Below are 23,751 nucleotides of genomic sequence, written 5' to 3' on the forward strand. Positions count from 1 at the left end.
AGCATGTCAACAAGAGATTTATCCGTTTTAATAAGTGTTGTCCTCATTGTGGCAATGCTGGTGATACCATTTCCTCCATGGCTGTTAAGTATTTTGATCATTATTAATATTTCTCTTGCGTTGATCGTGCTTCTGACCACAATGAATATGCAAGAACCGCTGCAGTTTTCGATTTTTCCATCACTGTTGCTGCTTTTGACCTTATTTCGTCTGGGCTTGAATGTGTCAACGACGCGTTCGATCCTTTCGCACGGCGAAGGAGGGAAGGTTGTTGAGACCTTCGGTAACTTCGTTGTCGGCGGAAATGTTTTAGTCGGACTTGTTGTATTTATTATCTTAATTATTATTCAGTTTATCGTCATCACAAAGGGCGCGGAACGTGTTTCCGAGGTTGCGGCAAGATTTACGCTTGATGCAATGCCAGGGAAGCAGATGAGTATTGATGCTGATTTAAACGCAGGCATGATTAACGAACAAGAAGCGAAACACCGCCGTGAAAAAGTAGCTCGAGAAGCAGACTTTTACGGTGCGATGGACGGTGCCAGCAAATTTGTGAAAGGTGATGCAATTGCCGGAATTATTATTGTGATGATCAATATCATTTTCGGAATCATTATCGGTATGCTACAGCAAGGCATGGGGATACAAGAGGCAGCCTCTCGTTTTACGATGCTGACTGTAGGAGATGGAATTGTATCGCAAATTCCGGCGCTGTTAATTTCTACAGCTACAGGTATTGTCGTGACAAGAGCAGCCTCCGAAGGAAACTTAGGTCATGACATCACAGGCCAGCTGTTCGCTTATCCAAAGCTCTTATATGTTACAGCAGCAACTATTTTGCTTCTTGGCTTGTTTACTCCAATTGGTATTCTCCTAACAGGGCCGCTTGCAGGGCTGCTTGCTTTTGGCGGTTATACGCTATCTAAAACAGGTAAGGAAAAAGAAGAAGTGGAAGAGATTCTTGAGGAAGAGGCTGAAGTTGACGAGCTCAAAAGCCCCGAAAGTGTTGTGCAGCTTCTGCATATAGATCCGATAGAATTCGAGTTTGGCTATGGTCTGATTCCGCTGGCGGATGCTAATCAGGGCGGGGATTTATTAGACCGAATTGTGATGATTCGCCGTCAGCTGGCGCTGGAACTTGGGCTTGTCATTCCTGTTGTGCGTATCAGAGACAATATCGCTTTGCAGCCTAATGAATACCGATTGAAAATTAAAGGAAATGAAGTAGCAAAAGGCGAGCTATTACTAGATCATTATCTAGCAATGTCGCCTACGCCTGAAGACGACCTGATTGAAGGGATCGAAACAGTGGAACCGTCGTTTGGGCTTCCAGCCAAATGGATTGGCGAATCGGTGAAGGATGAAGCTGACATGCTGGGCTATACAGTTGTAGATCCGGCTTCAGTTGTCTCAACACATATTACAGAGAAAATTAAGCAGCATGCTCATGAATTAATCGGCAGACAGGAGACGAAACAGCTTATTGATCATTTGAAAGAAACGTATCCGGTCTTGGTGGAAGAGGTCACGCCAAATCCATTATCTGTCGGAGATATTCAGAAGGTGCTGGCTAAACTGTTAAAAGAAAAAGTTTCAATCCGCAATTTGGTAACCATTTTTGAAACGCTCGCCGATTACGGAAAACTGACAACAGACTCTGATCTTTTGACAGAGTACACAAGACAGGCACTTGCTAAGCAAATTACTGCCCAGTTTGCCAAAGAAAATGAAGTGTTAAAAGTGATCACTTGTTCCGGCCGTGTAGAAAAGGCAATTGCTGACGGTGTACAGCAAACAGAACATGGGAACTATTTGTCGCTTGAACCAGATGTGTCGGAAAGCATTGTGCGTTCTGTTGCAAAAGAAGCCGAACAGCTCTCAATACGGCAAGAGACTGCAATTCTTCTTTGCTCGCCTCCTGTAAGGATGTATGTGAAACAGCTTCTGGAACGATATTTTCCGGATCTTCCTGTTCTTTCTTATAACGAGCTTGAGGCTAATGTCGAAGTTCAAAGCATTGGAGTGGTGGATATTTAATGAAAATCAAAAAATTTACTGCTGCTTCAATGCAAGAAGCGGCACAGCTTATCAGAAAAGAACTAGGCAATGAAGCGGTTATACTAAATTCCAAAAAAATCAATAAGCGTAAATGGTTCGGGCTTTTAAAAAAACCGGCTGTTGAAGTGATTGCCGTATTGGATCAAGATTTTCTTGAGAAAAAAACAGTTGAAAAGGCAGCAGAGCCGAAACAAACGTCAAAACCTCCTGTCAGCAGTCCGAAAATAGAGGAGAGGATAATCCCTCAAATTCCGGCTCAATCTGAGCCAGGTGATTTTTCAGCATATCAATCCGTACTTCCTGAACCGCTCAGAAAAGCTGAACAACTTTTGGGAGTAACCGGCGTTAATGAATCAATTAAGACCAGTACTATGAAAAAAATACTGCGATTCTCTGTTGAATCGGGCGGACTGACGGAAGAAAACGTGGCCGGTAAACTTCAGGATATACTGTGCGAGGCACTACCTCCAGCAGACAAGTGGCAGGAGCCCATTCGTTCGAAGTATATCGTGCTGTTTGGTTCGACGGGCGCGGGTAAAACAACAACGCTTGCAAAACTAGCAGCGTCTTCTCTGCTTGAAAAACAGAAAAAAATTGCTTTTATTACAACAGATACTTATCGGATTGCAGCAGTTGAACAGTTGAAAACATATGCCGAGCTGCTGCAGGCTCCTCTGGAAGTCTGTTATACAAAAGAGGAATTTCAGCGGGCGAAAGAATTATTTGCTGAATATGATCATGTATTTATCGATACAGCAGGAAGAAACTTCAGAGAACAGCAATATATCGATGAACTGAAAGAGACGATTCCTTTTGAAAGCAGTATTCAGTCATTTCTCGTTTTGTCAGCGACTGCAAAATATGAAGATATGAAACAAATTGTCAGACGTTTTTCATCTGTTCCTGTCAATCAGTTTATTTTTACGAAAATAGATGAGACTGCTTCCTTAGGCTCTGTATTCAGTATACTGGCAGAATCAAAGATAGGTGCCGGGTTTATCACAAACGGCCAGAATGTGCCGGAGGATATACAGACAGTCTCGCCGAGGGAGTTTGTAGGGATGCTGTGCAGATGAACAGATTTGACCAAGCAGCAACTTTACGGGCGAAAATGAAGAAGCGTGAGCGCGATCTTCCGATTGTTTTTGCACAGAAAGCTAAAACACTTGCAGTCATCAGCGGCAAGGGCGGTGTCGGAAAATCCAACATCACTTTAAATATGGCTCTTGCGCTGCAGGATAAAGGCAAGAAGGTACTGCTTATTGATCTTGATATCGGAATGGGGAACATTGATATATTAATGGGAAACTCGTCTTCCGTTACTATTATTGACGTTCTAACTGAGCGCAAGCCTTTTATGCAATCCATATCTACTGGGCCAAAGGGTCTTCGGTATATATCTGGCGGAACTGGGCTGGATATGATGTTTCAGCTGGACCAGAAAAAATGGACCTTTTTTGCTAATGAGCTTTCTCATGCGTTAAGTCAGTTCGATTATGTACTGTTTGACATGGGGGCGGGCTTATCAAAAGACCAGCTGCCTTTTATTTTATCAGCAGAAGACATTTTGATCATAACAACCCCGGAGCCTACAGCCATTATGGATGCATACAGCGCTGTCAAACATTTAGCTTTGACAGGAAATCAGCTTTCTATGAAAGTAGCTGTCAATCGGTGCCGTGATCAAAAGGAAGGGCTTGACGCTTTTACCCGCCTTTCCCGGACCATTCACATGTTTTTAGGCGAAGCGGTTCAGTTTGCCGGTTCAGTCCCTGACGACGGGATCGTGAGCAAAGCAGTTGTCGAACAGGTTCCTTTTTTATTAAAAAGTCCTCAGGCAAAAGCCAGCCGGTCAGTCCGTCTCCTAGCGGACGCCTTGTTTGAAAGAGAAGAAACTAGACACAAAGAAGAAAAACAGACATTTATTGAGAAATTATCTTCTTTTTTAATGAGGAGGGCTTAATTTGATTCGTGTGCTTGTAGTTGATGATTCGGCTTTTATGAGAAAAATGATAAGTGATTTTCTAACCGAGGAAAAGCAGATAGAAGTAATCGGAACTGCGAGAAACGGAGAAGAGGCACTTAAAAAGATAGAATTGCTGAAACCGGATGTTATCACACTTGATATCGAAATGCCGGTGATGAATGGAACAGACACACTGCGGAAAATTATTGAGCTTTATCAGCTGCCGGTCATTATGGTTTCAAGCCAGACCCAGCAAGGAAAAGAGTGTACGATTAACTGTTTAGAGATAGGCGCCTTTGATTTTATCACAAAGCCATCTGGTTCTATATCTTTAGATTTATACAAAATTAAAGAACAATTAGTTGAGCGGGTCATCGCGGCTGGGCTTTCCGGCCAGCAAAAATCTGCGGCTCCGGCGGTCATTCGGCCTGAGCCTAAACGCATCGCTAAGCCTGCATTGAGTCAGTCAAAATCTGGAACAGGCAGACATATTGTTTGTATCGGCACGTCAACAGGCGGACCAAGGGCGCTTCAAAAGGTGATACCAAAGCTTCCTAAGGATTTAAACGCGCCTGTAGTCGTTGTACAGCACATGCCTGAAGGCTTTACTGCTTCTCTGGCTGATCGGCTGAACCATCTGTCTGACATTCATGTAAAGGAAGCAAAAGATGGCGAAGCAGCTCTTGACGGCTGTGTGTACATAGCTCCGGGGGGAAAAAACATATCCGTTATCAAAAACAGCGGCGGTCTTAAAATCGTTCTTGATAATCACGATACGCCAAGCCGTCATAAACCATCAGCAGACTACTTGTTCCGTTCTGTCGGCAAACTTGCAGACTATGAAAAAGTAGCGGTCATTATGACCGGAATGGGCAGTGACGGTACTGCCGGTCTTAAGGACATGCTTGCGTCCGGCAATGTGAAAACCATTGCAGAGTCTGAAGAATCTTGTGTTGTATTTGGGATGCCGAAAGCAGCCGTTAAGGCGGGCCTTATTCATGAAATTAAACATGTGGAAGATATCGCAGCATCCATCACAAGCTGTGTGAAAAAAGAGAGGGTGTGATTCAAATGGATATGAATCAATATTTAGATGTCTTTATTGATGAAAGTAAAGAACATTTACAAACATGTAATGAAAAGCTTCTCCTTTTAGAGAAAGACCCGACAGATCTTCAGCTCGTCCACGATATATTCAGGGCTGCCCATACACTAAAAGGTATGAGCGCAACGATGGGGTATACGGATTTAGCCCATTTAACCCATCTGCTTGAAAACGTATTGGATGCTTTTCGAAACGGAGATATGGCAGTTACATCAGACTGGATGGATATCTTGTTTGAAGCCCTGGATCATCTGGAAGCAATGGTTCAGTCTATTATTGACGGCGGGGATGGTAAAAGAGATATCTCTGAAGTGAGCGCAAAGCTTGACGTGAACGGTGCGCATGCTGAGACTGCTGCTTCAGCGGAACCTGCTGAAGCGAAGGGTTCAGCATCTGATTGGGGATATGATGAGTTTGAACGAACAGTGATAGAAGAAGCGGAGGAGCAAGGTTTCAAACGGTATGAAATCACAATTTCTCTGAAAGAAGACTGTATGTTAAAAGCGGTTCGTGTATATATGGTTTTTGAGAAGCTCAATGAGATCGGAGAAGTAGCCAAAACAATACCGAGTGCGGAAGTGCTTGAGACGGAAGATTTCGGCACTGACTTCCAGGTTTGCTTCTTAACGAATCAAACGGCTGAAGACGTTGAACAGATCATCAACGGAGTTTCAGAGGTCGAGCATGTTGAAATTATTCAGGGCTCGCCTTTACAACCAGCTGAAAAACCGGAGGAGCCTCAGGCGGATACACCAGCTGCTGCACAGGCACCTGTTAAGCAGGATAAACAAAAGCAGCCTGCTAAAAACGATGAACAGTCGAAGCATACAGGCGGATCTAAAACGATTCGTGTCAATATCGACAGGCTTGATTCTTTAATGAACTTATTTGAAGAGCTTGTCATTGACCGCGGGCGTCTTGAGCAGATTGCAAAAGAGCTTGAGCACAATGAATTGACTGAAACAGTCGAGCGAATGACGAGAATTTCCGGCGATTTGCAGTCTATTATTCTCAACATGAGAATGGTTCCGGTTGAAACTGTTTTTAACCGTTTCCCAAGAATGATTCGCCAGCTTCAAAAAGAGCTGAATAAAAAAATCGAACTCTCCATCATCGGTGCGGAAACAGAACTCGATCGAACAGTAATTGATGAAATTGGAGATCCGCTCGTTCACTTAATCAGAAACAGTATTGACCATGGAATTGAGTCTCCGGAAACACGTTTGCAAAAAGGAAAACCTGAGTCTGGAAAAGTTGTGCTGAAAGCTTATCACAGCGGAAATCACGTCTTTATTGAAGTTGAGGATGACGGGGCAGGCCTTAATCGCAAAAAAATCCTTGAAAAAGCGCTTGAGCGCGGTGTCATTACAGAAAGAGAAGCTGAAACTTTAGAAGACAATGAAATTTATGAATTGATATTTGCTCCGGGGTTCTCTACAGCTGATCAAATTTCGGATATTTCCGGGCGGGGTGTCGGGCTTGATGTTGTGAAAAATAAACTCGAGTCACTCGGCGGTTCAGTCAGTGTGAGATCTGCAGAAGGACAAGGATCACTATTCAGCATTCAGCTTCCGCTTACATTGTCCATTATTTCAGTTCTGCTGATCAAATTGGAAGAAGAGACATTTGCGATTCCGATTTCTTCTATAATTGAAACGGCAGTTATAGACAGAAAAGATATTCTGCAAACGCATGACCGTGAAGTAATTGATTTTAGAGGGCATATTGTCCCTGTCGTATATTTAAAAGAAGAGTTTAAAATAGAAGATACAAGACAAGATGCAGAACAGCTCCATATCATTGTCGTGAAGAAAGGCGACAAACCTACTGCATTTGTGGTGGACTCCTTTATTGGCCAGCAGGAAGTTGTGCTGAAATCACTCGGAGATTATTTAACAAACGTCTTTGCAATTTCCGGAGCTACTATTTTAGGAGACGGAGAAGTAGCGCTCATTATCGATTGTAATGCACTGATTATTTAACCATACGAGGAGGTGTCTCACATGACTGCAGAAATTAAAACAGGCGAAAAAATGATTGTCTTTATGGTAAATGGCAAAGAATATGCCATTTCTGTCACTCAGGTGAAATCAATTGAGAAATGGCAAAAGCCAACGAGAGTGCCAGGCGTTGAACCTTATATTTGCGGAGTGATCAATTTGCGCGGCGTGGTGACTCCGGTTATTGATTTAAGAAAGCGTCTCAGCTTGCCTGAGTATGAAATTACCGATGAAACACGAATTATCATTATTGCTTATCGTGATATTGAAGTCGGCTGGATCGTGGATGAAGCAAATGATGTCATAACAGTTCATGAAAGTGAAATAGAGTCCGCTCCGGAAAGTGTTCAAAAAGACACGTATGTGTCGATCAAACAAATTGTAAAACAAGAGAACAGGCTCTTAAATATTATTGATGCAAATGCGGTTTTGGATAAAGAATCATCTCAGTCCGCTGTGCCCGATCAAGCTTAATCTTAAAGGGGTTATGACATGAGTATTTTTAATGGAATCAAAGAAGAGCAGATGGACATTTTGCGGGAAGTCGGCAATATCGGAGCCGGCCACTCTGCTTCTGCAATGGCCCAGCTGTTAAATAGAAAGATTGATATGGAAGTCCCGTTTGCAAAGTTACTGTCGTTTGATGAACTTGTAGACTTTTTCGGCGGAGCAGAAATGCCGGTCGCCAGTATCTTTTTAAGAATGGAAGGCGATTTGACGGGCTCAATGTTCTTTATAATGCCTTTTTATCAGGCGGAGCAGTTTATCAGAGAGCTGATCGGCAACCCGGATTTTGATATAGAAAACCTGGGTGAAGATCATATGAGTTCTTCCGCTTTGCATGAACTGGGCAATATTTTAGCAGGATCATATTTAACGGCATTGGCTGATTTGACGAAACTCCAGCTTTACCCGAGTGTTCCAGAAGTTTCACTGGACATGTTCGGTGCTGTCATCAGTGAAGGTCTGATGGAGCTCAGCCAGGTTGGAGAACATGCAATTGTTGTTGATACGTCAATTTTTGACCAAAGCCATCAGCAGGAGCTAAAAGCGCATATGTTTATGCTGCCGGACTATGATTCATTTGAAAAGCTCTTTGTCGCCTTGGGTGCTTCATTATGAGTACAACTGAGGCTGCTGTTGTAAAGGTTGGAATAGCGGACGTGAAGATCGCCCGCTTCCCGGATTCAATCCGGACGTCTGGTTTAGGGTCGTGTGTAGGGCTGGTGCTTTACGATAAAGAAAAGCAAACGGCGGGGCTTGTCCATGTCATGCTGCCGGATTCGACGTTATCAAAAACAGCTGAACTCAATCGGGCAAAATATGCCGATACCGCTGTAAAAGCTACGATTGATATGCTGGTAGAAGCGGGCTGCCGAAAGTTTGCGTTAAAAGCAAAGCTTGCCGGCGGATCAGAGATGTTTAAATTTAAAATGACGAATGATTTGATGAAGATCGGACCGAGAAATGTCTTAGCGATAAAGGAACAGCTGTCATTATATAAAATTCCGATTATCAGTGAAGATACGGGAGGCTCAAGCGGCCGTACGATAGAATTTGAACCGAAGTCCTGTATGCTGCATATTCGAACTGTTAAACAAGGTGAAAAAACGATTTAATTAAGGTATTAGGGGGATAACAATGCAATCCTTGAATTATGAAGATCAGGTGCTTTGGTCGCGCTGGAAAGAGTGGAAAGATCCTAAGGCCGGTGATGATTTAATGCGCCGTTACATGCCGCTTGTCACATATCATGTAGGCAGAATTTCTGTCGGACTGCCAAAATCAGTGCATAAAGACGATCTTATGAGCCTTGGTATGCTTGGTTTATATGATGCCCTTGAAAAATTTGACCCCAGCCGGGACTTAAAATTTGATACCTACGCCTCGTTTAGAATTCGCGGTGCAATTATTGACGGGCTTCGTAAAGAGGATTGGCTGCCCAGAACCTCGCGTGAAAAAACAAAGAAGGTTGAAGCGGCGATTGAAAAGCTTGAACAGCGCTATCTTCGGAATGTATCGCCCGCAGAAATTGCAGAGGAACTCGGAATGACGGAACAGGATGTAGTGTCAACAATGAATGAAGGTTTTTTTGCAAATCTGCTGTCAATTGACGAAAAGCTTCATGATCAGGATGACGGGGAAAACATCCAGGTCATGATCAGAGATGACAAAAATGTCCCGCCGGAAGAAAAGATCATGAAAGATGAGCTGATTGCGCAGCTTGCGGACAAAATTCACGAACTCTCTGAAAAAGAACAGCTTGTGGTCAGTTTGTTCTATAAAGAGGAATTGACATTGACAGAAATCGGACAGGTATTGAATCTTTCTACGTCCCGTATATCACAAATACATTCAAAGGCACTATTTAAATTAAAGAATCTGCTTGAAAAAGTAATTCAATAAAGAATTCTCATGATTAGCGAGTGAAAAACATGTCAACACTATTATGGCTTTTAAGCTTCACGCTTCACGGCGTTCTTCTGTACGCTGTCATTATCCTGTATATGAGGCTCGCAGCTGTGAAAGAAACAGAAAAACAGCAAAAGAATCTGCTGGAAGAGACGGAGAACACACTTGCGGCATTTCTTCTTGAACTAAAAGAAGAAAATGAGAAGTTGATAGACAACTTGGATGTACCTTCTGTTCAAACTGAAGAAAAACAGAAGGAAGAGCATCAGCAGGCAGAACAACATTCAGAGCGAGATGCTGTTCAGGAAGAAAACAACGCTCTTCCCGAGCATATCGAAGGTCTGATCAACGAGGTTGAGAGGGCGGAAGAGAACGTAAACAGCGATGCCCGTTCATTTGAAGATGAAGTTATGTCATTATATGAACAGGGATATTCAGCTGGTGAAATTGCTCAGAAATTGAAGAGCGGAAAGACAGAAATCGAGCTATTTCTAAAATTTCGCTCCAAAGCTGTAAAGGATTCTTGATTGTCGCATAAAGCTGTGTTATATTATGTCTTGGTGTTAAATACACACGCTTAACGATTTATGCAGAGGGTGCTGCAGGCGGCAGTTCTGCACAAAAATGACCTAAGCGGAGGAAAAAAACCATTATATTAGGAGGAAATAACATGTCAGTCATTTCTATGAAGCAATTGCTTGAAGCTGGTGTTCACTTCGGTCACCAAACACGCCGTTGGAACCCAAAAATGAAGCGTTATATTTTCACGGAGCGTAACGGAATCTACATCATTGACCTTCAAAAAACAGTCAAAAAAGTAGAGGAAGCTTACAACTTCACTAAAAATCTTGCTGCTGAAGGCGGAAGAATCCTTTTCGTAGGTACAAAAAAACAAGCTCAAGATTCTGTTAAAGAAGAAGCTCAACGCTCTGGCATGTACTATGTCAATCAACGCTGGTTGGGCGGTACATTAACAAACTTTGAAACAATCCAAAAACGTATTAAACGTCTTAAAGACATTGAAAAAATGCAAGAAAACGGTACGTTTGAAGTACTTCCTAAAAAAGAAGTCGTTCAATTGAAAAAAGAATTAGAGCGTCTTGAAAAATTCCTAGGCGGAATTAAAGAAATGAAGGATCTTCCTGATGCATTGTTCATCATCGATCCTCGCAAAGAGCGCATTGCTGTTGCGGAAGCTCGCAAATTAAACATCCCTATCATCGGAATTGTAGATACTAACTGTGATCCTGATGAAATCGATGTTGTTATTCCTGCGAACGATGACGCTATCCGCGCTGTTAAACTTCTAACTTCTAAAATGGCAGATGCAATCTTAGAAGCGAAGCAAGGCGAAGAAGAAGCGGAAGTTGCTGAAGAAACTGCACCAGAAACTGAAACAACAACTGCGTAACCTATTCAAAAGGTGATAAGAGGGACTGCCTTTTATCACCTTTTTTCAAGAAAAATGTCATGATACATATCTTGTTTAAACATATAAGGAGGAATACAAATGGCTATTACTGCACAGCAAGTAAAAGAACTGCGTCAAAAAACTGGCGCGGGTATGATGGATTGTAAAAAAGCGTTAACTGAAACTGATGGAGATATGGACAAAGCAATTGACCTTCTTAGAGAAAAAGGAATTGCAAAAGCAGCGAAAAAAGCTGACCGTATCGCAGCAGAAGGTTCAACTCTTATTAAAACTGACGGCAACAAAGGTGTTATTTTAGAAGTAAACTCTGAAACTGATTTCGTTGCGAAAAACGAAGGCTTCGTAGAGCTTCTTAATACATTGGCTGACCACCTTCTTGCAAACACTCCTGCAGATGTTGAAGAAGCAATGGGCCAAAAAATGGACAACGGCTCTACTGTAGAAGAGTACATTACAAGTGCAGTTGCTAAAATCGGTGAGAAAATCACGCTTCGCCGCTTTGCTGTTCTTACAAAAGATGACAGCTCTGCATTCGGTGCTTACCTTCACATGGGCGGACGCATCGGCGTATTAACTGTTCTTAACGGTACAACTGACGAAGAAACTGCGAAAGATATCGCAATGCATGTTGCTGCGGTTAACCCTCGTTATATTTCTCGTGACCAAGTATCAGAAGAAGAAACAGACCATGAGCGTCAAATCTTAACTCAGCAAGCTCTTCAAGAAGGAAAACCTGAAAACATCGTAGCGAAAATGGTTGAAGGCCGTCTGAACAAATTCTTCGAAGAAATTTGTCTTTTAGACCAAGCATTTGTTAAAAACCCAGATGAAAAAGTGAAACAAGTTGTTGCAGCGAAAAACGCAACTGTTGAAACTTTCGTTCGCTATGAAGTTGGCGAAGGTATCGAAAAACGTCAAGAAAACTTTGCTGAAGAAGTAATGAACCAAGTGAAAAAATAATGGTGAAAAGATGTCGCGATCAAGTCGCGTCTTTTCAGGCAGTATAGGGGACACACTTTGTGTTCCCTATTTTTAAAACTATATTTACAAACCTTTTTTTCTCTTGCATAATAGAAAACGGCAATGTTTACACTTGGAGGTTATTATGGAAAAACCAAAATACAAACGTATCGTATTAAAGCTTAGCGGGGAAGCATTGGCAGGGGAACAGGGTAATGGAATTAACCCTACTGTCATTCAATCCATTGCAAAGCAAGTGAAAGAAATCGCTGAGCTTGAAGTCGAAGTGGCTGTTGTAGTAGGCGGCGGCAACTTATGGCGCGGAAAAACAGGAAGTGACCTGGGCATGGACCGCGCAACTGCAGACTATATGGGGATGCTGGCGACAGTGATGAACTCGCTTGCTCTTCAAGACAGCTTGGAAACACTCGGAATCCAGTCCAGAGTGCAAACATCCATTGAAATGAGACAAGTTGCTGAACCGTATATCAGAAGAAAAGCGATACGCCACTTAGAGAAAAAACGTGTCGTTATTTTTGCTGCGGGTACAGGAAACCCATATTTCTCAACTGATACGACAGCTGCACTGCGCGCTGCTGAAATTGAAGCAGACGTTATTTTAATGGCTAAAAACAATGTTGACGGTGTGTATAATGCTGATCCTAGAAAAGATGAATCAGCTGTAAAATATGAATCGCTTTCTTACCTTGACGTTCTAAAAGACGGCTTGGAAGTGATGGATTCAACAGCATCATCTTTATGCATGGATAATGACATTCCGCTAATCGTCTTTTCTATTATGGAAGAAGGAAATATTAAACGCGCCGTGACAGGCGAATCAATCGGAACGATCGTGAGGGGGAAATAACGTGTCAAAAGAAGTATTAACACAAACGAAAGAAAAAATGGAAAAAGCAATTGCTGCTTATCAGCGTGAATTGGCTACTGTACGCGCAGGCCGTGCGAACCCATCTTTATTAGATAAAGTAACAGTTGAATATTACGGAGCACAGACACCTTTAAATCAGCTGTCTTCTATTAACGTGCCTGAAGCTCGTATGCTGGTCATAACACCATACGACAAGTCAGCAATCGGTGATATCGAAAAAGCAATTTTAAAAGCGGATTTAGGCTTAACGCCAACGAGCGACGGCAATATGATTCGCATTGCGATTCCTGCGCTAACAGAAGAAAGACGTAAAGAATTAGTCAAAGTTGTAAAAAAATATGCTGAAGACGCAAAAGTAGCTGTACGAAATGTACGCCGTGATGCGAACGATGATCTCAAAAAACTTGAGAAAAACGGAGACATCACTGAAGATGAGCTGCGTGCTTCCAATGAAGATGTTCAAAAACTGACAGATGAATATGTGTCAAAAATTGACAGTGTCACAAAAGACAAAGAAAAAGAAATCATGGAAGTTTAATGAAAAACTATGTACAATAGATAATAGTGAAAAGACCCTCTCATGTTTACAGGGGGTTTTTTTGTTAATACTGTTGATTACATTGGTTATCAGCAGGGAATGCAACCTTTTTGGGTGACGGAGGAATCTCATGCTCAACATACTCAAAAATTGGAAGAACCAGCAAACTGCGGCTTCCAACTTAGAACGCTATACAAAAGAAGACATACTTAAGGGGGAAATCCCCGAACACATCGCCATTATAATGGATGGAAATGGCCGTTGGGCTAAAAAACGCTCTCTCCCCCGAATTGCAGGCCACCACGAAGGAATGAAGGTGGTTAAAAGGACAACAAAGCTTGCTAACGAATTGGGTGTCAAGGTACTGACCCTGTACGCATTTTCAACAGAAAACTGGAAGCGGCCGAAAATGGAAGTTGATTTTTTGATGAAGCTTCCTGAAGAGTTTTTAAATACGTATCTACCGGAACTTGTTGAGGAGAATGTGCAGGTCCGGATTATAGGAGATGAATCAGCCTTGCCGCCGCACACAATGCGTGCGATTGAAAAGGCTGTAAAGGATACGGCGCAAAATGACGGGCTGATCCTTAATTTTGCTCTCAACTATGGAGGGCGTACTGAAATTGTCACTGCTGCAAAAACACTCGCGGAAAAAGTGAAGGATGGTTCTTTGAAAATAGAAGACATTGATGAGTCGCTTTTTTCTAATCATTTAATGACTGAATCTTTGCAGGATCCTGAACTTTTAATTCGAACGAGCGGCGAGATTAGACTAAGCAACTTTATGCTTTGGCAGGTTGCCTACAGTGAATTTGTCTTTACTGACGTTCTGTGGCCTGACTTTAAAGAAAATCATTTCTTGCAGGCGTTAGGAGAGTATCAGCAACGGGGCCGGAGGTTTGGCGGAATTTAGAGGATGGTGGACATGAAACAAAGAATTTTGACAGGTGTTCTGGCAGCAATTGTATTTTTATTTTTAGTTATTGTCGGGAATTTGCCGTTCACCATATTAGTTTATGCAATGGGCAGTGTAGCGCTTTTTGAGCTTCTGCGGATGAAAAAACTTAAGCTGGTTTCACTGCCTGGATTGATCAGTCTTTTATTGTTATGGATGTTCTTAATGCCAAGCCAGTACTCTTTTTTTGAAGCGAATGGTATCTCGAAAATTGAAACGGCTTTGTTCGCAGTACTGATTTTACTGACGTACACAGTATTGGTGAAGAACACTTTTACCTTTGATGAAGTCGGCTTTATTACCCTTGCAACGATTTACATCGGAATGTGTTTTTATTATTTTATTGAAATCAGAAATCTTGATCAGCATGGGCTGACATACATTTTTTATGCCTGTGTCGTGATTTGGTCGACTGATTCCGGTGCATATTTTGTCGGGAAATCGCTTGGGAAACGAAAACTGTGGCCTGAAATCAGCCCTAATAAAACAGTTGAGGGATTTGTAGGCGGAATCGTCATTGCACTTGTACTTTCGACGATTTTTCAGCTTGTGGCAAACTTGCCGATCCCATATTTCTATCTGCTTTTGATCACACTGTTTTTGTCTGTTTTCGGACAGATTGGGGATTTAGTAGAATCCGCTCTGAAAAGACATTACGATGTAAAGGATTCTGGGAAAATCCTTCCCGGGCATGGCGGTGTGCTAGACCGTTTTGACAGTTTTTTGTTTGTCATGCCTTTCTTGTACTTTCTGCTTGCCCTTTTTTCATAAAAAAGTCTAATATGAATTAGAGACTGATTATGCAGCAAAAAGAATAGGAGTAGTGGCACTTTGAAAAATATTTGTCTTTTAGGAGCAACAGGATCAATCGGCGAACAGACTCTTGACGTATTGCGTACGCACCAAGACCAATTTCAGCTGGTATCTATGTCGTTCGGCAAAAATATTGATAAGGCCGTGCCGATGATAGAGGCCTTTCAGCCGAAGTTTGTATCTGTCGGTGATCTGGATACATATCACAAATTAAAACAAGTTTCTTTTTCATTTGATTGCCAGATCGGGCTTGGAGAAGAAGGCCTGATTGAAGCGGCAGTTATGGAGGAAGTCGATATTGTTGTCAATGCCTTGCTTGGGAGTGTCGGTCTCATTCCTACGTTAAAGGCGATCGAATTGAAAAAAACAATTGCGCTTGCAAATAAGGAAACTCTTGTCACTGCCGGGCATATAGTTAAAGAACATGCTAAGAAATACAATGTTCCGCTGCTGCCCGTTGACAGTGAGCATTCAGCCATTTTTCAAGCCCTGCAAGGCGAACAGGCTAAAAACATTGATCGCCTTATCATTACGGCGTCCGGCGGAAGTTTTCGGGACAAGACGCGGGAGCAGCTCGAATCAGTTACAATTGAAGATGCATTACAGCACCCGAATTGGTCAATGGGTGCAAAAATTACAATTGATTCGGCTACAATGATGAATAAGGGATTAGAGGTGATTGAGGCGCATTGGCTTTTCGATATTCCATATGAACAAATCGATGTGGTCTTACATAAGGAGAGCATCATCCATTCCATGGTAGAGTTTCATGACAAAAGTGTGATTGCACAGCTCGGCACTCCTGATATGAGGGTTCCGATTCAATATGCGCTCACCTATCCCGACCGATTGCCATTGCCAGACGCCAAAAGGCTCGAGCTGTGGGAAATCGGCACTCTTCATTTTGAGAAAGCTGACTTTGACAGGTTCCGCTGCTTACAATTTGCCTTTGAATCAGGTAAAATAGGGGGAACAATGCCGACTGTGCTAAACGCGGCAAATGAAGAGGCTGTCGCCGCCTTTTTAGCGGGCAAGATATCGTTTTTAGCGATTGAAGACTGTATCGAAAAGGCATTAAACCGCCATCAGGTTATTCAAAAGCCTAGCTTGGCAGACATTCAGGAAGTGGACAAAGATACCCGGGGATACGTCAATTCAATACTCACATAAGGTGGTATGTTCGTGAATACAGTTATAGCGTTTATCATTATTTTCGGAACGCTCGTTTTCTTCCATGAACTGGGCCATTTGTTGTTAGCCCAAAGAGCGGGAATTCTGTGCCGTGAATTTGCGATCGGCTTTGGTCCAAAAATCTTTTCATTCAAAAAAAATGAAACGGTGTATACGATCAGACTTCTCCCGGTCGGCGGGTTTGTCCGCATGGCCGGCGAAGATCCGGAAATGATTGAGGTGAAACCCGGCTACACGATCGGGCTTCTTTTTAACAAAGAGGATCAGGTTGAAAAAGTCATCATCAATCAAAAGGAAAAATACCCGGATGCTTTAATTATCGAGGTGGAAACGGCGGACCTAGAGCATGACATGAAGATCACCGGCTATGAACAGGGGAAAGAGGATGAGCTTTCCAGCTTTAGTGTGAGTGAAACCTCCTTTTTCATTGTAGACGGAGAAGAAGTTCAGATCGCGCCGTATAACCGCCAGTTTGGTTCCAAACCTGTGTGGCAGCGAATTAAGGCGATTGCCGCAGGTCCGATTATGAATTTCATATTGGCTTATGTCATTTTAGTGATGCTTGGGCTGATTCAGGGTGTTCCGTCAAATGAGCCTATGCTTGGACAGCTGACAGACAACGGACGGGCAGCCGAAGCAGGGCTAAAAGAAGGAGATTACATTCAAAGCATTAACGGAGAGAAGATGAGGTCCTGGACCGACATTGTCTCTGCGGTAAAAGAAAACCCGGAAAAAGAAATTGACGTTGAGGTAAAAAGAGATAACAAAACGCTCCACATTTCAGTTACTCCGGAAGCCGTTAAAGATGAGAACAAAAAAACAATCGGCCGCTTTGGTTCTTACGCGCCGACTGAGAAAGGCGTTCTCTCAGCAGTTGCTTATGGTGCAACATCAACTGTTGATGTTACAAAAGCGATATTAACAAATCTCAGTAAATTAGTGACAGGACAATTTAAAATTGATATGCTTTCAGGTCCTGTCGGCATATACGATATGACAGACCAAGTGGCAAAAACGGGAATCATTAATTTATTCCAGTTTGCTGCATTTTTAAGTATTAACCTTGGTATCGTCAACCTGCTTCCGATTCCGGCTCTTGACGGCGGAAGACTGTTGTTTCTATTTATAGAAGCCATTCGGGGCAAACCGATCAACAGAGAAAAAGAAGCCTTTGTGGTGTTTATCGGAGTCGCTTTCCTAATGCTTCTTATGCTGGTCGTTACATGGAACGATATCCAGCGGCTGTTTTTGTAAATGAAAAGTAAATCAATCAGAGGTGCGAAGAAATGAGACAAAGCTTGACGCTTATTCCTACGCTCCGTGAAGTTCCAGCTGATGCCGAAGCGAAAAGTCATCAGCTTCTTCTAAGAGCAGGATTTATCAGACAGAATACGAGCGGGGTATACAGCTATATGCCTCTTGCGTATAAGGTTATTCAAAACATTCAGCAGATCGTCCGTGAGGAAATGGAAAAAATCGACGCTGTAGAAATGCTTATGCCCGCGCTGCAGCAGGCTGAGACATGGCAGGAATCAGGCAGATGGTATACGTACGGTCCCGAACTGATGAGACTTAAAGACCGTCACGGCCGTGAATTTGCTTTAGGGGCAACGCATGAAGAAGTGATCACTTCACTCGTTCGCGATGAGGTTAAATCCTATAAGCGTCTCCCTCTGACTCTGTACCAAATCCAGTCTAAATTCAGGGATGAAAAACGCCCGCGCTTCGGTTTATTAAGAGGCCGCGAATTCATTATGAAGGATGCTTATTCTTTCCATGCTTCTGAAGAGAGCTTGGATGAAACATATCAAAAAATGTACAATGCGTATTCTAATGTTTTCGCCCGCTGCGGCATTAATGTAAGACCTGTTATCGCTGATTCAGGTGCCATGGGTGGAAAAGATACACATGAGTTTATGGCACTTTCTGAAATCGGAGAGGATACCATTGCGTACTCTGATGAATCACAATATGCAGCCAATATCGAAATGGCTGAAGTTCTTTATCAGGAAGTCCCTTCAAATGAAGAGCCTATCGCTTTAGAAAAAGTGCACACTCCTAATGTGAAAACGATCGATGAGCTGACTGCATTTTTACAGGTTCCAGCTGAAGCCTGCATGAAATCGGTATTGTTTAAAGCGGATGACCGTTTTGTTCTGGTGCTTGTACGAGGGGATCACGAAGTGAATGATATTAAAGTGAAGAATCTCCTGCATGCAGAGGTTATGGAACTTGCTTCCCATGAAGAGGTCGTTCAGCAGCTTGGAACAGAGCCTGGCTTTGTCGGACCTATCGGTGTGAATCAAGAGATTGACGTCTATGCAGATTTCGCTGTTAAAGCAATGGTTAATGCTGTTGCCGGTGCGAATGAAGGAGATTATCATTATAAAAATGTCAACGTAAGCCGTGATGCGCAAATTAAAGAATTTGCCGATCTTCGCTTTATTAAGGAAGGCGACCCGTCACCAGACGGCAAAGGCACGATCCGTTTTGCAGAAGGAATCGAAGTCGGACAAGTCTTTAAGCTTGGAACTCGTTATTCTGAAGCGATGAATGCGACATATTTAGATGAAAACGGACGAGCACAGCCAATGCTGATGGGCTGTTACGGAATCGGTGTTTCCAGAACCCTTTCTGCTATTGCTGAACAGCATCACGACGAAAAAGGCTTAATATGGCCAAAAAGCGTCGCGCCGTATGATCTTCATATTCTTGCACTGAATATCAAAAACGATGCGCAAAAAGAATTGGCTGAAAAGCTGTACGCTGATTTAAAGGCGAAAGGCTATGAAGTGCTGTATGACGATCGTGCGGAACGTGCCGGCGTAAAATTTGCTGACTCGGATCTAATCGGTCTTCCAATCCGTATTACTGTCGGCAAACGGGCTGATGAAGGAATTGTGGAAGTTAAAATCCGCAAAACAGGTGAGTCAACAGAAGTTTCTGTTGATGAGTTATGTGCCTTTATCAGCAAGCAGTAAACACCATAACGATTTATCAAAAAACATGTTAAAATAGAAATAATAGAAGGTACCTCATTGCCTGAGGTACCTTCACTTATGAAGTTTTTAGGGGGGATACTGTCTTAATGGAACAGTTATCAGTAAACAGAAGGCAGTTTCAAATTCTTCTGCAGCAGATTAATATGACAGATGATACCTTCATGACATACTTTGAAGATGGCGAGATTAAAAAGCTGACGATACACAAAGCATCTAAATCTTGGCATTTTCATTTTAAATTTAAATCTTTGCTGCCTTATCAAATATATGACATGTTAACCATGAGGCTGACGCAATCGTTTGCCCATATTGCAAAAGTGACGTCTTCAATCGAAGTGCAAGATGCCGAGGTTGATGAAGGCCTCGTGCAGGATTACTGGACACGCTGCATTGAAGAGCTGCAAGGCATTTCACCGCCGATTATCAGTCTCTTAAGCCAGCAAAAACCAAAGCTGAAGGGCAACAAACTGATTGTCAAAACAAAAACGGATACAGAAGCATCTGCTCTTAAGAACAAATACAGTGCGATGATTCAAGCGGGATACCGTCAATTTGGGTTTCCGGATTTTCAGCTTGATGCTGAAATATTTGTATCTGATCAAGAAGTGCAAAAGTTTCGGGAACAAAAGCTAGCTGAAGATCAAGAACGGGCGATGCAGGCTTTAATTGAAATGGAGAAGAACGATAAAGAAAGTGATGAAGATCAAGCTCCTTCAGGGCCTCTTGTTATCGGCTATCAAATTAAAGATAACGAGGAAATCAGAACACTTGACAGCATAATGGACGAGGAACGGAGAATTACGGTTCAGGGTTATGTGTTTGATGTGGAAACCAGAGAACTGAAAAGCGGGCGCACGCTGTGCATCTTCAAAATTACTGACTACACAAATAGTATCTTAATTAAAATGTTTGCAAGAGAAAAAGAAGATGCGGCCCTGATGAAGTCTCTGAAAAAAGGCATGTGGGTAAAAGCACGCGGAAGCATTCAAAACGACACCTTTGTCCGAGATCTGGTCATGATTGCAAACGATGTAAATGAGATAAAAGTAAAAAACCGTGAAGACACGGCGCCTGAAGGAGAAAAAAGGGTAGAATTGCATCTGCATTCCCCAATGAGCCAAATGGATGCTGTAACAGGCATCGGAAAGCTTGTTGAACAGGCGAAAAAATGGGGGCATGAGGCGATCGCTTTGACTGACCATGCTGTCGTTCAATCCTTCCCAGATGCTTATTCTGCTGCCCAAAAACATGGAATTAAAATGATTTACGGAATGGAAGCCAATATCGTGGATGACGGGGTGCCGATTGCTTATAATCCCGCACACCGTTTGCTTGATGAAGAAACATATGTCGTTTTTGACGTCGAAACAACCGGACTTTCCGCTGTGTATGATACGATTATTGAACTGGCGGCTGTAAAAGTGAAAGGCGGAGAGATCATTGATAAGTTTGAGTCATTTGCCAACCCGCATCGTCCGCTTTCGGCCACAATCATTGAACTGACAGGCATCACTGATGATATGCTGGTCGACGCGCCGGATGTAATAGACGTGATAAGAGATTTCAGAGAATGGATTGGCGATGATATTCTCGTCGCCCATAATGCAAGCTTCGATATGGGATTTTTAAACGTGGCTTTCAAAAAGCTTCTCCAAGTTGAAAAAGCAAAAAATCCTGTCATTGATACGCTGGAGCTTGGCCGTTTTCTTTATCCGGAATTTAAGAATCACCGTCTGAACACGCTGTGTAAAAAGTTTAACATTGAACTTACACAGCATCACCGTGCGATCTATGATACCGAGGCAACCGCTTATTTGCTTCTGAAAATGCTGGAGGATGCTGCTGAAAAGGGCATTCAGTATCATGACCAGCTGAATGAAAATATGGGTCAGTCCAACGCTTATCAAAGGTCAAGACCGTATCATGCAACAGTGCTGGCGGTGAACAGCACAGGCTTAAAAAATTTATTTAAGCTCGTTTCACTTTCCCATATTCATTATTTTTACAGAGTGCCGCGTATTCCAAGGTCTCAGCTTGAGAAATACAGGGAAGGCCTTCTGATCGGTTCAGCCTGCGACAGAGGAGAGGTTTTTGAAGGCATGATGCAAAAGTCGCCGGAAGAGGTGGAGGATGTTGCATCATTCTACGATTACCTCGAGGTTCAACCGCCTGAGGTGTACCGCCACTTGCTTGAGCTAGAACTGGTTCGCGATGAAAAATCGCTGAAAGAAATCATTACGAATATCACCAAACTCGGTGAAAAGCTTAATAAACCTGTTGTCGCAACAGGAAATGTTCATTATTTGAATGATGAGGACAAAATTTACAGAAAGATTTTAGTATCCTCTCAGGGCGGCGCGAATCCGCTGAACAGACACGAACTCCCGAAAGTGCATTTCAGAACGACAGATGAAATGCTTGAAGCCTTTTCCTTCTTAGGGGAAGAAAAAGCGAAGGAAATCGTTGTCACTAACACACAAAAAGTTGCATCTTTAATTGAAGACATCAAGCCGATTAAAGATGATTTATATACGCCGAAAATCGAAGGCGCTGATGAAGAAATCAGGGAAATGAGCTATCAGCGTGCACGTAGCATTTACGGAGAGCAGCTCCCTGAAATCGTTGAAGCGCGTATTGAAAAAGAACTGAAAAGTATCATCGGCCACGGCTTTGCTGTTATTTATTTGATCTCTCATAAACTCGTAAAGAGATCTCTCGATGACGGTTATCTGGTAGGGTCACGGGGATCGGTAGGTTCTTCATTAGTTGCGACACTTACTGAGATCACAGAGGTGAACCCGCTGCCGCCACACTATATATGTGCTGAATGCCAGCATTCTGAGTTCTTTAATGACGGATCTGTCGGTTCAGGTTTTGACCTGCCTGACAAAATGTGTCCTCATTGCGGAACGCCTTTGAAAAAAGACGGGCACGATATTCCGTTTGAAACGTTCCTGGGATTTAAAGGGGATAAAGTACCTGATATCGATTTGAACTTCTCAGGGGAATATCAGCCGCATGCCCACAATTATACAAAAGTATTGTTCGGAGAAGACAACGTCTATCGTGCGGGAACGATCGGCACGGTTGCAGAAAAAACAGCCTACGGTTACGTAAAAGGCTATGCCGGCGACAATAATCTCCATATGCGCGGCGCCGAAATCGACCGGCTTGTGCAGGGCTGTACAGGTGTAAAACGGACGACCGGACAGCACCCTGGCGGTATTATCGTAGTTCCGGATTATATGGATATTTATGATTTCTCTCCGATTCAGTTTCCGGCAGATGCGACAGGTTCTGAATGGAAAACGACTCATTTTGACTTCCATTCCATTCATGACAACCTGCTGAAGCTTGATATTCTGGGGCACGATGACCCGACGGTAATCCGTATGCTTCAAGATTTAAGCGGAATTGATCCGAAAACGATTCCGACAGATGACCCTGAAGTAATGAAAATCTTCCAAGGAACCGAATCACTCGGTGTCACACAGGAACAGATTGGATGTAAAACGGGCACTCTGGGTATTCCTGAATTCGGAACCCGCTTTGTCCGGCAAATGCTTGAAGACACAAAGCCGACAACGTTTTCTGAGCTCGTTCAGATTTCAGGGCTGTCTCACGGAACAGATGTATGGCTCGGCAATGCGCAAGAGCTCATTCACAATAATATTTGTGAGCTGAGTGAGGTGATCGGCTGCCGTGATGACATTATGGTTTATTTAATCTATCAAGGGCTCGAGCCGTCACTGGCGTTTAAAATTATGGAATTTGTCCGTAAAGGAAAAGGTTTAACGCCTGAATGGGAAGAAGAAATGAAAAATAACAATGTCCCAGACTGGTATATCGATTCCTGCAAAAAGATTAAATACATGTTCCCGAAAGCCCACGCCGCGGCTTATGTATTAATGGCAGTCCGTATTGCTTACTTTAAAGTGCATCACGCGCTTCTGTATTATGCGGCTTATTTTACGGTTCGTGCAGACGACTTTGATATTGATACAATGATCAAAGGCTCCACAGCAATCAAAGCCGTAATGGAGGATATCAACTCCAAAGGGCTTGATGCGTCGCCGAAGGAAAAAAACCTTCTCACAGTATTAGAATTAGCGCTGGAAATGTGTGAAAGAGGCTATTCATTCCAAAAAGTCGATTTATACCGCTCCAGCGCAACGGAATTTATTATTGACGGCAACAGCCTGATCCCGCCGTTTAATTCTATTCCTGGATTAGGTACGAACGCCGCTCTAAATATTGTAAAGGCCCGTGAAGAAGGAGAATTTCTCTCAAAAGAAGATTTGCAAAAGAGAGGGAAAGTATCAAAAACGATTTTAGAGTATTTAGATCGTCACGGCTGTTTGGAGTCATTGCCGGATCAAAACCAATTATCGCTGTTTTAGCATATAAAAGCCGAATTTCTTAAGAAATTC

Annotated in this window: 20 protein-coding genes; all 20 read left to right on the forward strand. The window is 42.8% G+C overall.

All coding sequences use genetic code 11. From position 1 onward, the window contains the following. Positions 1-3 precede the first annotated feature (3 nt). The 20 genes from flhA to P3L57_RS08890 all read left to right on the forward strand — a co-directional run bounded on the left by flhA (position 4) and on the right by P3L57_RS08890 (position 23,721). Positions 4-2,037, forward strand: coding sequence for a flagellar biosynthesis protein FlhA (gene flhA, locus P3L57_RS08795; protein ID WP_044155881.1), 2,034 nt, complete (start codon positions 4-6; stop codon positions 2,035-2,037). After that, positions 2,037-3,134: a flagellar biosynthesis GTPase FlhF gene (gene flhF / locus P3L57_RS08800; RefSeq protein WP_069486529.1), complete on the forward strand. Its 1,098-nt coding sequence runs from the start codon at positions 2,037-2,039 to the stop codon at positions 3,132-3,134. Before flhA ends, flhF begins: the two co-directional genes overlap by 1 nt. Next, positions 3,125-4,021: a MinD/ParA family protein gene (locus P3L57_RS08805; protein ID WP_083244461.1), complete on the forward strand. Its 897-nt coding sequence runs from the start codon at positions 3,125-3,127 to the stop codon at positions 4,019-4,021. Before flhF ends, P3L57_RS08805 begins: the two co-directional genes overlap by 10 nt. Before the next feature lies 1 nt (position 4,022). Further along, positions 4,023-5,090 carry a protein-glutamate O-methylesterase CheB gene (cheB, locus tag P3L57_RS08810; RefSeq protein WP_069486531.1) on the forward strand — a complete coding sequence of 356 codons (1,068 nt, stop codon included), beginning with the start codon at positions 4,023-4,025 and terminating at the stop codon, positions 5,088-5,090. Positions 5,091-5,095: 5 nt separating this feature from the next. Further along, a complete protein-coding gene (gene cheA, locus P3L57_RS08815; RefSeq protein ID WP_044155876.1) occupies positions 5,096-7,111 on the forward strand; it encodes a chemotaxis protein CheA in 2,016 nt (671 codons plus the stop codon). A 21-nt stretch (positions 7,112-7,132) separates the two neighbouring features. Continuing rightward, entirely contained in the window at positions 7,133-7,603 is a 471-nt protein-coding gene (cheW, locus tag P3L57_RS08820) for a chemotaxis protein CheW (RefSeq protein WP_024121414.1), read from the forward strand. Between the two features lie 18 nt (positions 7,604-7,621). After that, a complete protein-coding gene (gene cheC, locus P3L57_RS08825; RefSeq protein ID WP_024121415.1) occupies positions 7,622-8,251 on the forward strand; it encodes a CheY-P phosphatase CheC in 630 nt (209 codons plus the stop codon). Then, entirely contained in the window at positions 8,248-8,748 is a 501-nt protein-coding gene (gene cheD / locus P3L57_RS08830) for a chemoreceptor glutamine deamidase CheD (protein ID WP_044155874.1), read from the forward strand. The genes cheC and cheD overlap by 4 nt, the downstream gene beginning before the upstream one ends. A gap of 22 nt (positions 8,749-8,770) precedes the next feature. After that, complete coding sequence (gene sigD, locus P3L57_RS08835) at positions 8,771-9,535, forward strand: RNA polymerase sigma-28 factor SigD (protein ID WP_010334270.1); 765 nt, start codon at positions 8,771-8,773, stop codon at positions 9,533-9,535. A 29-nt stretch (positions 9,536-9,564) separates the two neighbouring features. Then, the gene (locus P3L57_RS08840) at positions 9,565-10,068 is read left to right on the forward strand and encodes a Swarming motility protein SwrB (protein ID WP_069486532.1); all 504 of its coding nucleotides are present in this window, start codon (positions 9,565-9,567) and stop codon (positions 10,066-10,068) included. Between the two features lie 143 nt (positions 10,069-10,211). Beyond that, positions 10,212-10,952 carry a 30S ribosomal protein S2 gene (gene rpsB / locus P3L57_RS08845; RefSeq protein WP_024121418.1) on the forward strand — a complete coding sequence of 247 codons (741 nt, stop codon included), beginning with the start codon at positions 10,212-10,214 and terminating at the stop codon, positions 10,950-10,952. A gap of 99 nt (positions 10,953-11,051) precedes the next feature. Beyond that, on the forward strand, positions 11,052-11,933 hold the full coding sequence (gene tsf, locus P3L57_RS08850) for a translation elongation factor Ts (protein WP_024121419.1): 882 nt from the start codon (positions 11,052-11,054) through the stop codon (positions 11,931-11,933). Between the two features lie 145 nt (positions 11,934-12,078). Next, positions 12,079-12,801 carry a UMP kinase gene (gene pyrH / locus P3L57_RS08855; RefSeq protein ID WP_010334275.1) on the forward strand — a complete coding sequence of 241 codons (723 nt, stop codon included), beginning with the start codon at positions 12,079-12,081 and terminating at the stop codon, positions 12,799-12,801. A gap of 1 nt (position 12,802) precedes the next feature. Then, complete coding sequence (gene frr, locus P3L57_RS08860) at positions 12,803-13,360, forward strand: ribosome recycling factor (protein WP_024121420.1); 558 nt, start codon at positions 12,803-12,805, stop codon at positions 13,358-13,360. Positions 13,361-13,490: 130 nt separating this feature from the next. Continuing rightward, positions 13,491-14,273, forward strand: coding sequence for an undecaprenyl pyrophosphate synthase (locus tag P3L57_RS08865; protein WP_024121421.1), 783 nt, complete (start codon positions 13,491-13,493; stop codon positions 14,271-14,273). A gap of 3 nt (positions 14,274-14,276) precedes the next feature. After that, positions 14,277-15,086, forward strand: coding sequence for a phosphatidate cytidylyltransferase (gene cdsA, locus P3L57_RS08870; RefSeq protein WP_277617519.1), 810 nt, complete (start codon positions 14,277-14,279; stop codon positions 15,084-15,086). Between the two features lie 60 nt (positions 15,087-15,146). Further along, positions 15,147-16,298 carry a 1-deoxy-D-xylulose-5-phosphate reductoisomerase gene (gene dxr, locus P3L57_RS08875; protein WP_069486533.1) on the forward strand — a complete coding sequence of 384 codons (1,152 nt, stop codon included), beginning with the start codon at positions 15,147-15,149 and terminating at the stop codon, positions 16,296-16,298. Positions 16,299-16,304: 6 nt separating this feature from the next. Next, positions 16,305-17,573 (forward strand): RIP metalloprotease RseP, encoded by a 1,269-nt coding sequence (gene rseP, locus P3L57_RS08880; protein ID WP_081638303.1) that lies wholly within the window; start codon positions 16,305-16,307, stop codon positions 17,571-17,573. Between the two features lie 32 nt (positions 17,574-17,605). Beyond that, complete coding sequence (gene proS, locus P3L57_RS08885; RefSeq protein WP_069486534.1) at positions 17,606-19,300, forward strand: proline--tRNA ligase; 1,695 nt, start codon at positions 17,606-17,608, stop codon at positions 19,298-19,300. A 107-nt stretch (positions 19,301-19,407) separates the two neighbouring features. After that, positions 19,408-23,721: a PolC-type DNA polymerase III gene (locus P3L57_RS08890; protein ID WP_069486535.1), complete on the forward strand. Its 4,314-nt coding sequence runs from the start codon at positions 19,408-19,410 to the stop codon at positions 23,719-23,721. Positions 23,722-23,751: the final 30 nt, after the last annotated feature.

Origin of the sequence: Bacillus sp. B28, assembly GCF_029536185.1 — a bacterium.
Taxonomy (GTDB): Bacteria; Bacillota; Bacilli; order Bacillales; family Bacillaceae; genus Bacillus; species Bacillus halotolerans.

Excerpts from the sequence above, each read along its gene's own strand:
- proS (WP_069486534.1), top strand. The coding sequence starts at position 17,606 with ATGAGACAAAGCTTGACGCTTATTCCTACGCTCCGTGAAGTTCCAGCT.
- cheW (WP_024121414.1), top strand. The coding sequence starts at position 7,133 with ATGACTGCAGAAATTAAAACAGGCGAAAAAATGATTGTCTTTATGGTA.
- pyrH (WP_010334275.1), top strand. The coding sequence starts at position 12,079 with ATGGAAAAACCAAAATACAAACGTATCGTATTAAAGCTTAGCGGGGAA.
- P3L57_RS08840 (WP_069486532.1), top strand. The coding sequence starts at position 9,565 with ATGTCAACACTATTATGGCTTTTAAGCTTCACGCTTCACGGCGTTCTT.
- P3L57_RS08890 (WP_069486535.1), top strand. The coding sequence starts at position 19,408 with ATGGAACAGTTATCAGTAAACAGAAGGCAGTTTCAAATTCTTCTGCAG.
- cheD (WP_044155874.1), top strand. The coding sequence starts at position 8,248 with ATGAGTACAACTGAGGCTGCTGTTGTAAAGGTTGGAATAGCGGACGTG.
- sigD (WP_010334270.1), top strand. The coding sequence starts at position 8,771 with ATGCAATCCTTGAATTATGAAGATCAGGTGCTTTGGTCGCGCTGGAAA.
- P3L57_RS08865 (WP_024121421.1), top strand. The coding sequence starts at position 13,491 with ATGCTCAACATACTCAAAAATTGGAAGAACCAGCAAACTGCGGCTTCC.
- cheA (WP_044155876.1), top strand. The coding sequence starts at position 5,096 with ATGGATATGAATCAATATTTAGATGTCTTTATTGATGAAAGTAAAGAA.
- cheC (WP_024121415.1), top strand. The coding sequence starts at position 7,622 with ATGAGTATTTTTAATGGAATCAAAGAAGAGCAGATGGACATTTTGCGG.
- tsf (WP_024121419.1), top strand. The coding sequence starts at position 11,052 with ATGGCTATTACTGCACAGCAAGTAAAAGAACTGCGTCAAAAAACTGGC.
- cdsA (WP_277617519.1), top strand. The coding sequence starts at position 14,277 with ATGGTGGACATGAAACAAAGAATTTTGACAGGTGTTCTGGCAGCAATT.
- rpsB (WP_024121418.1), top strand. The coding sequence starts at position 10,212 with ATGTCAGTCATTTCTATGAAGCAATTGCTTGAAGCTGGTGTTCACTTC.
- rseP (WP_081638303.1), top strand. The coding sequence starts at position 16,305 with ATGTTCGTGAATACAGTTATAGCGTTTATCATTATTTTCGGAACGCTC.
- flhF (WP_069486529.1), top strand. The coding sequence starts at position 2,037 with ATGAAAATCAAAAAATTTACTGCTGCTTCAATGCAAGAAGCGGCACAG.
- flhA (WP_044155881.1), top strand. The coding sequence starts at position 4 with ATGTCAACAAGAGATTTATCCGTTTTAATAAGTGTTGTCCTCATTGTG.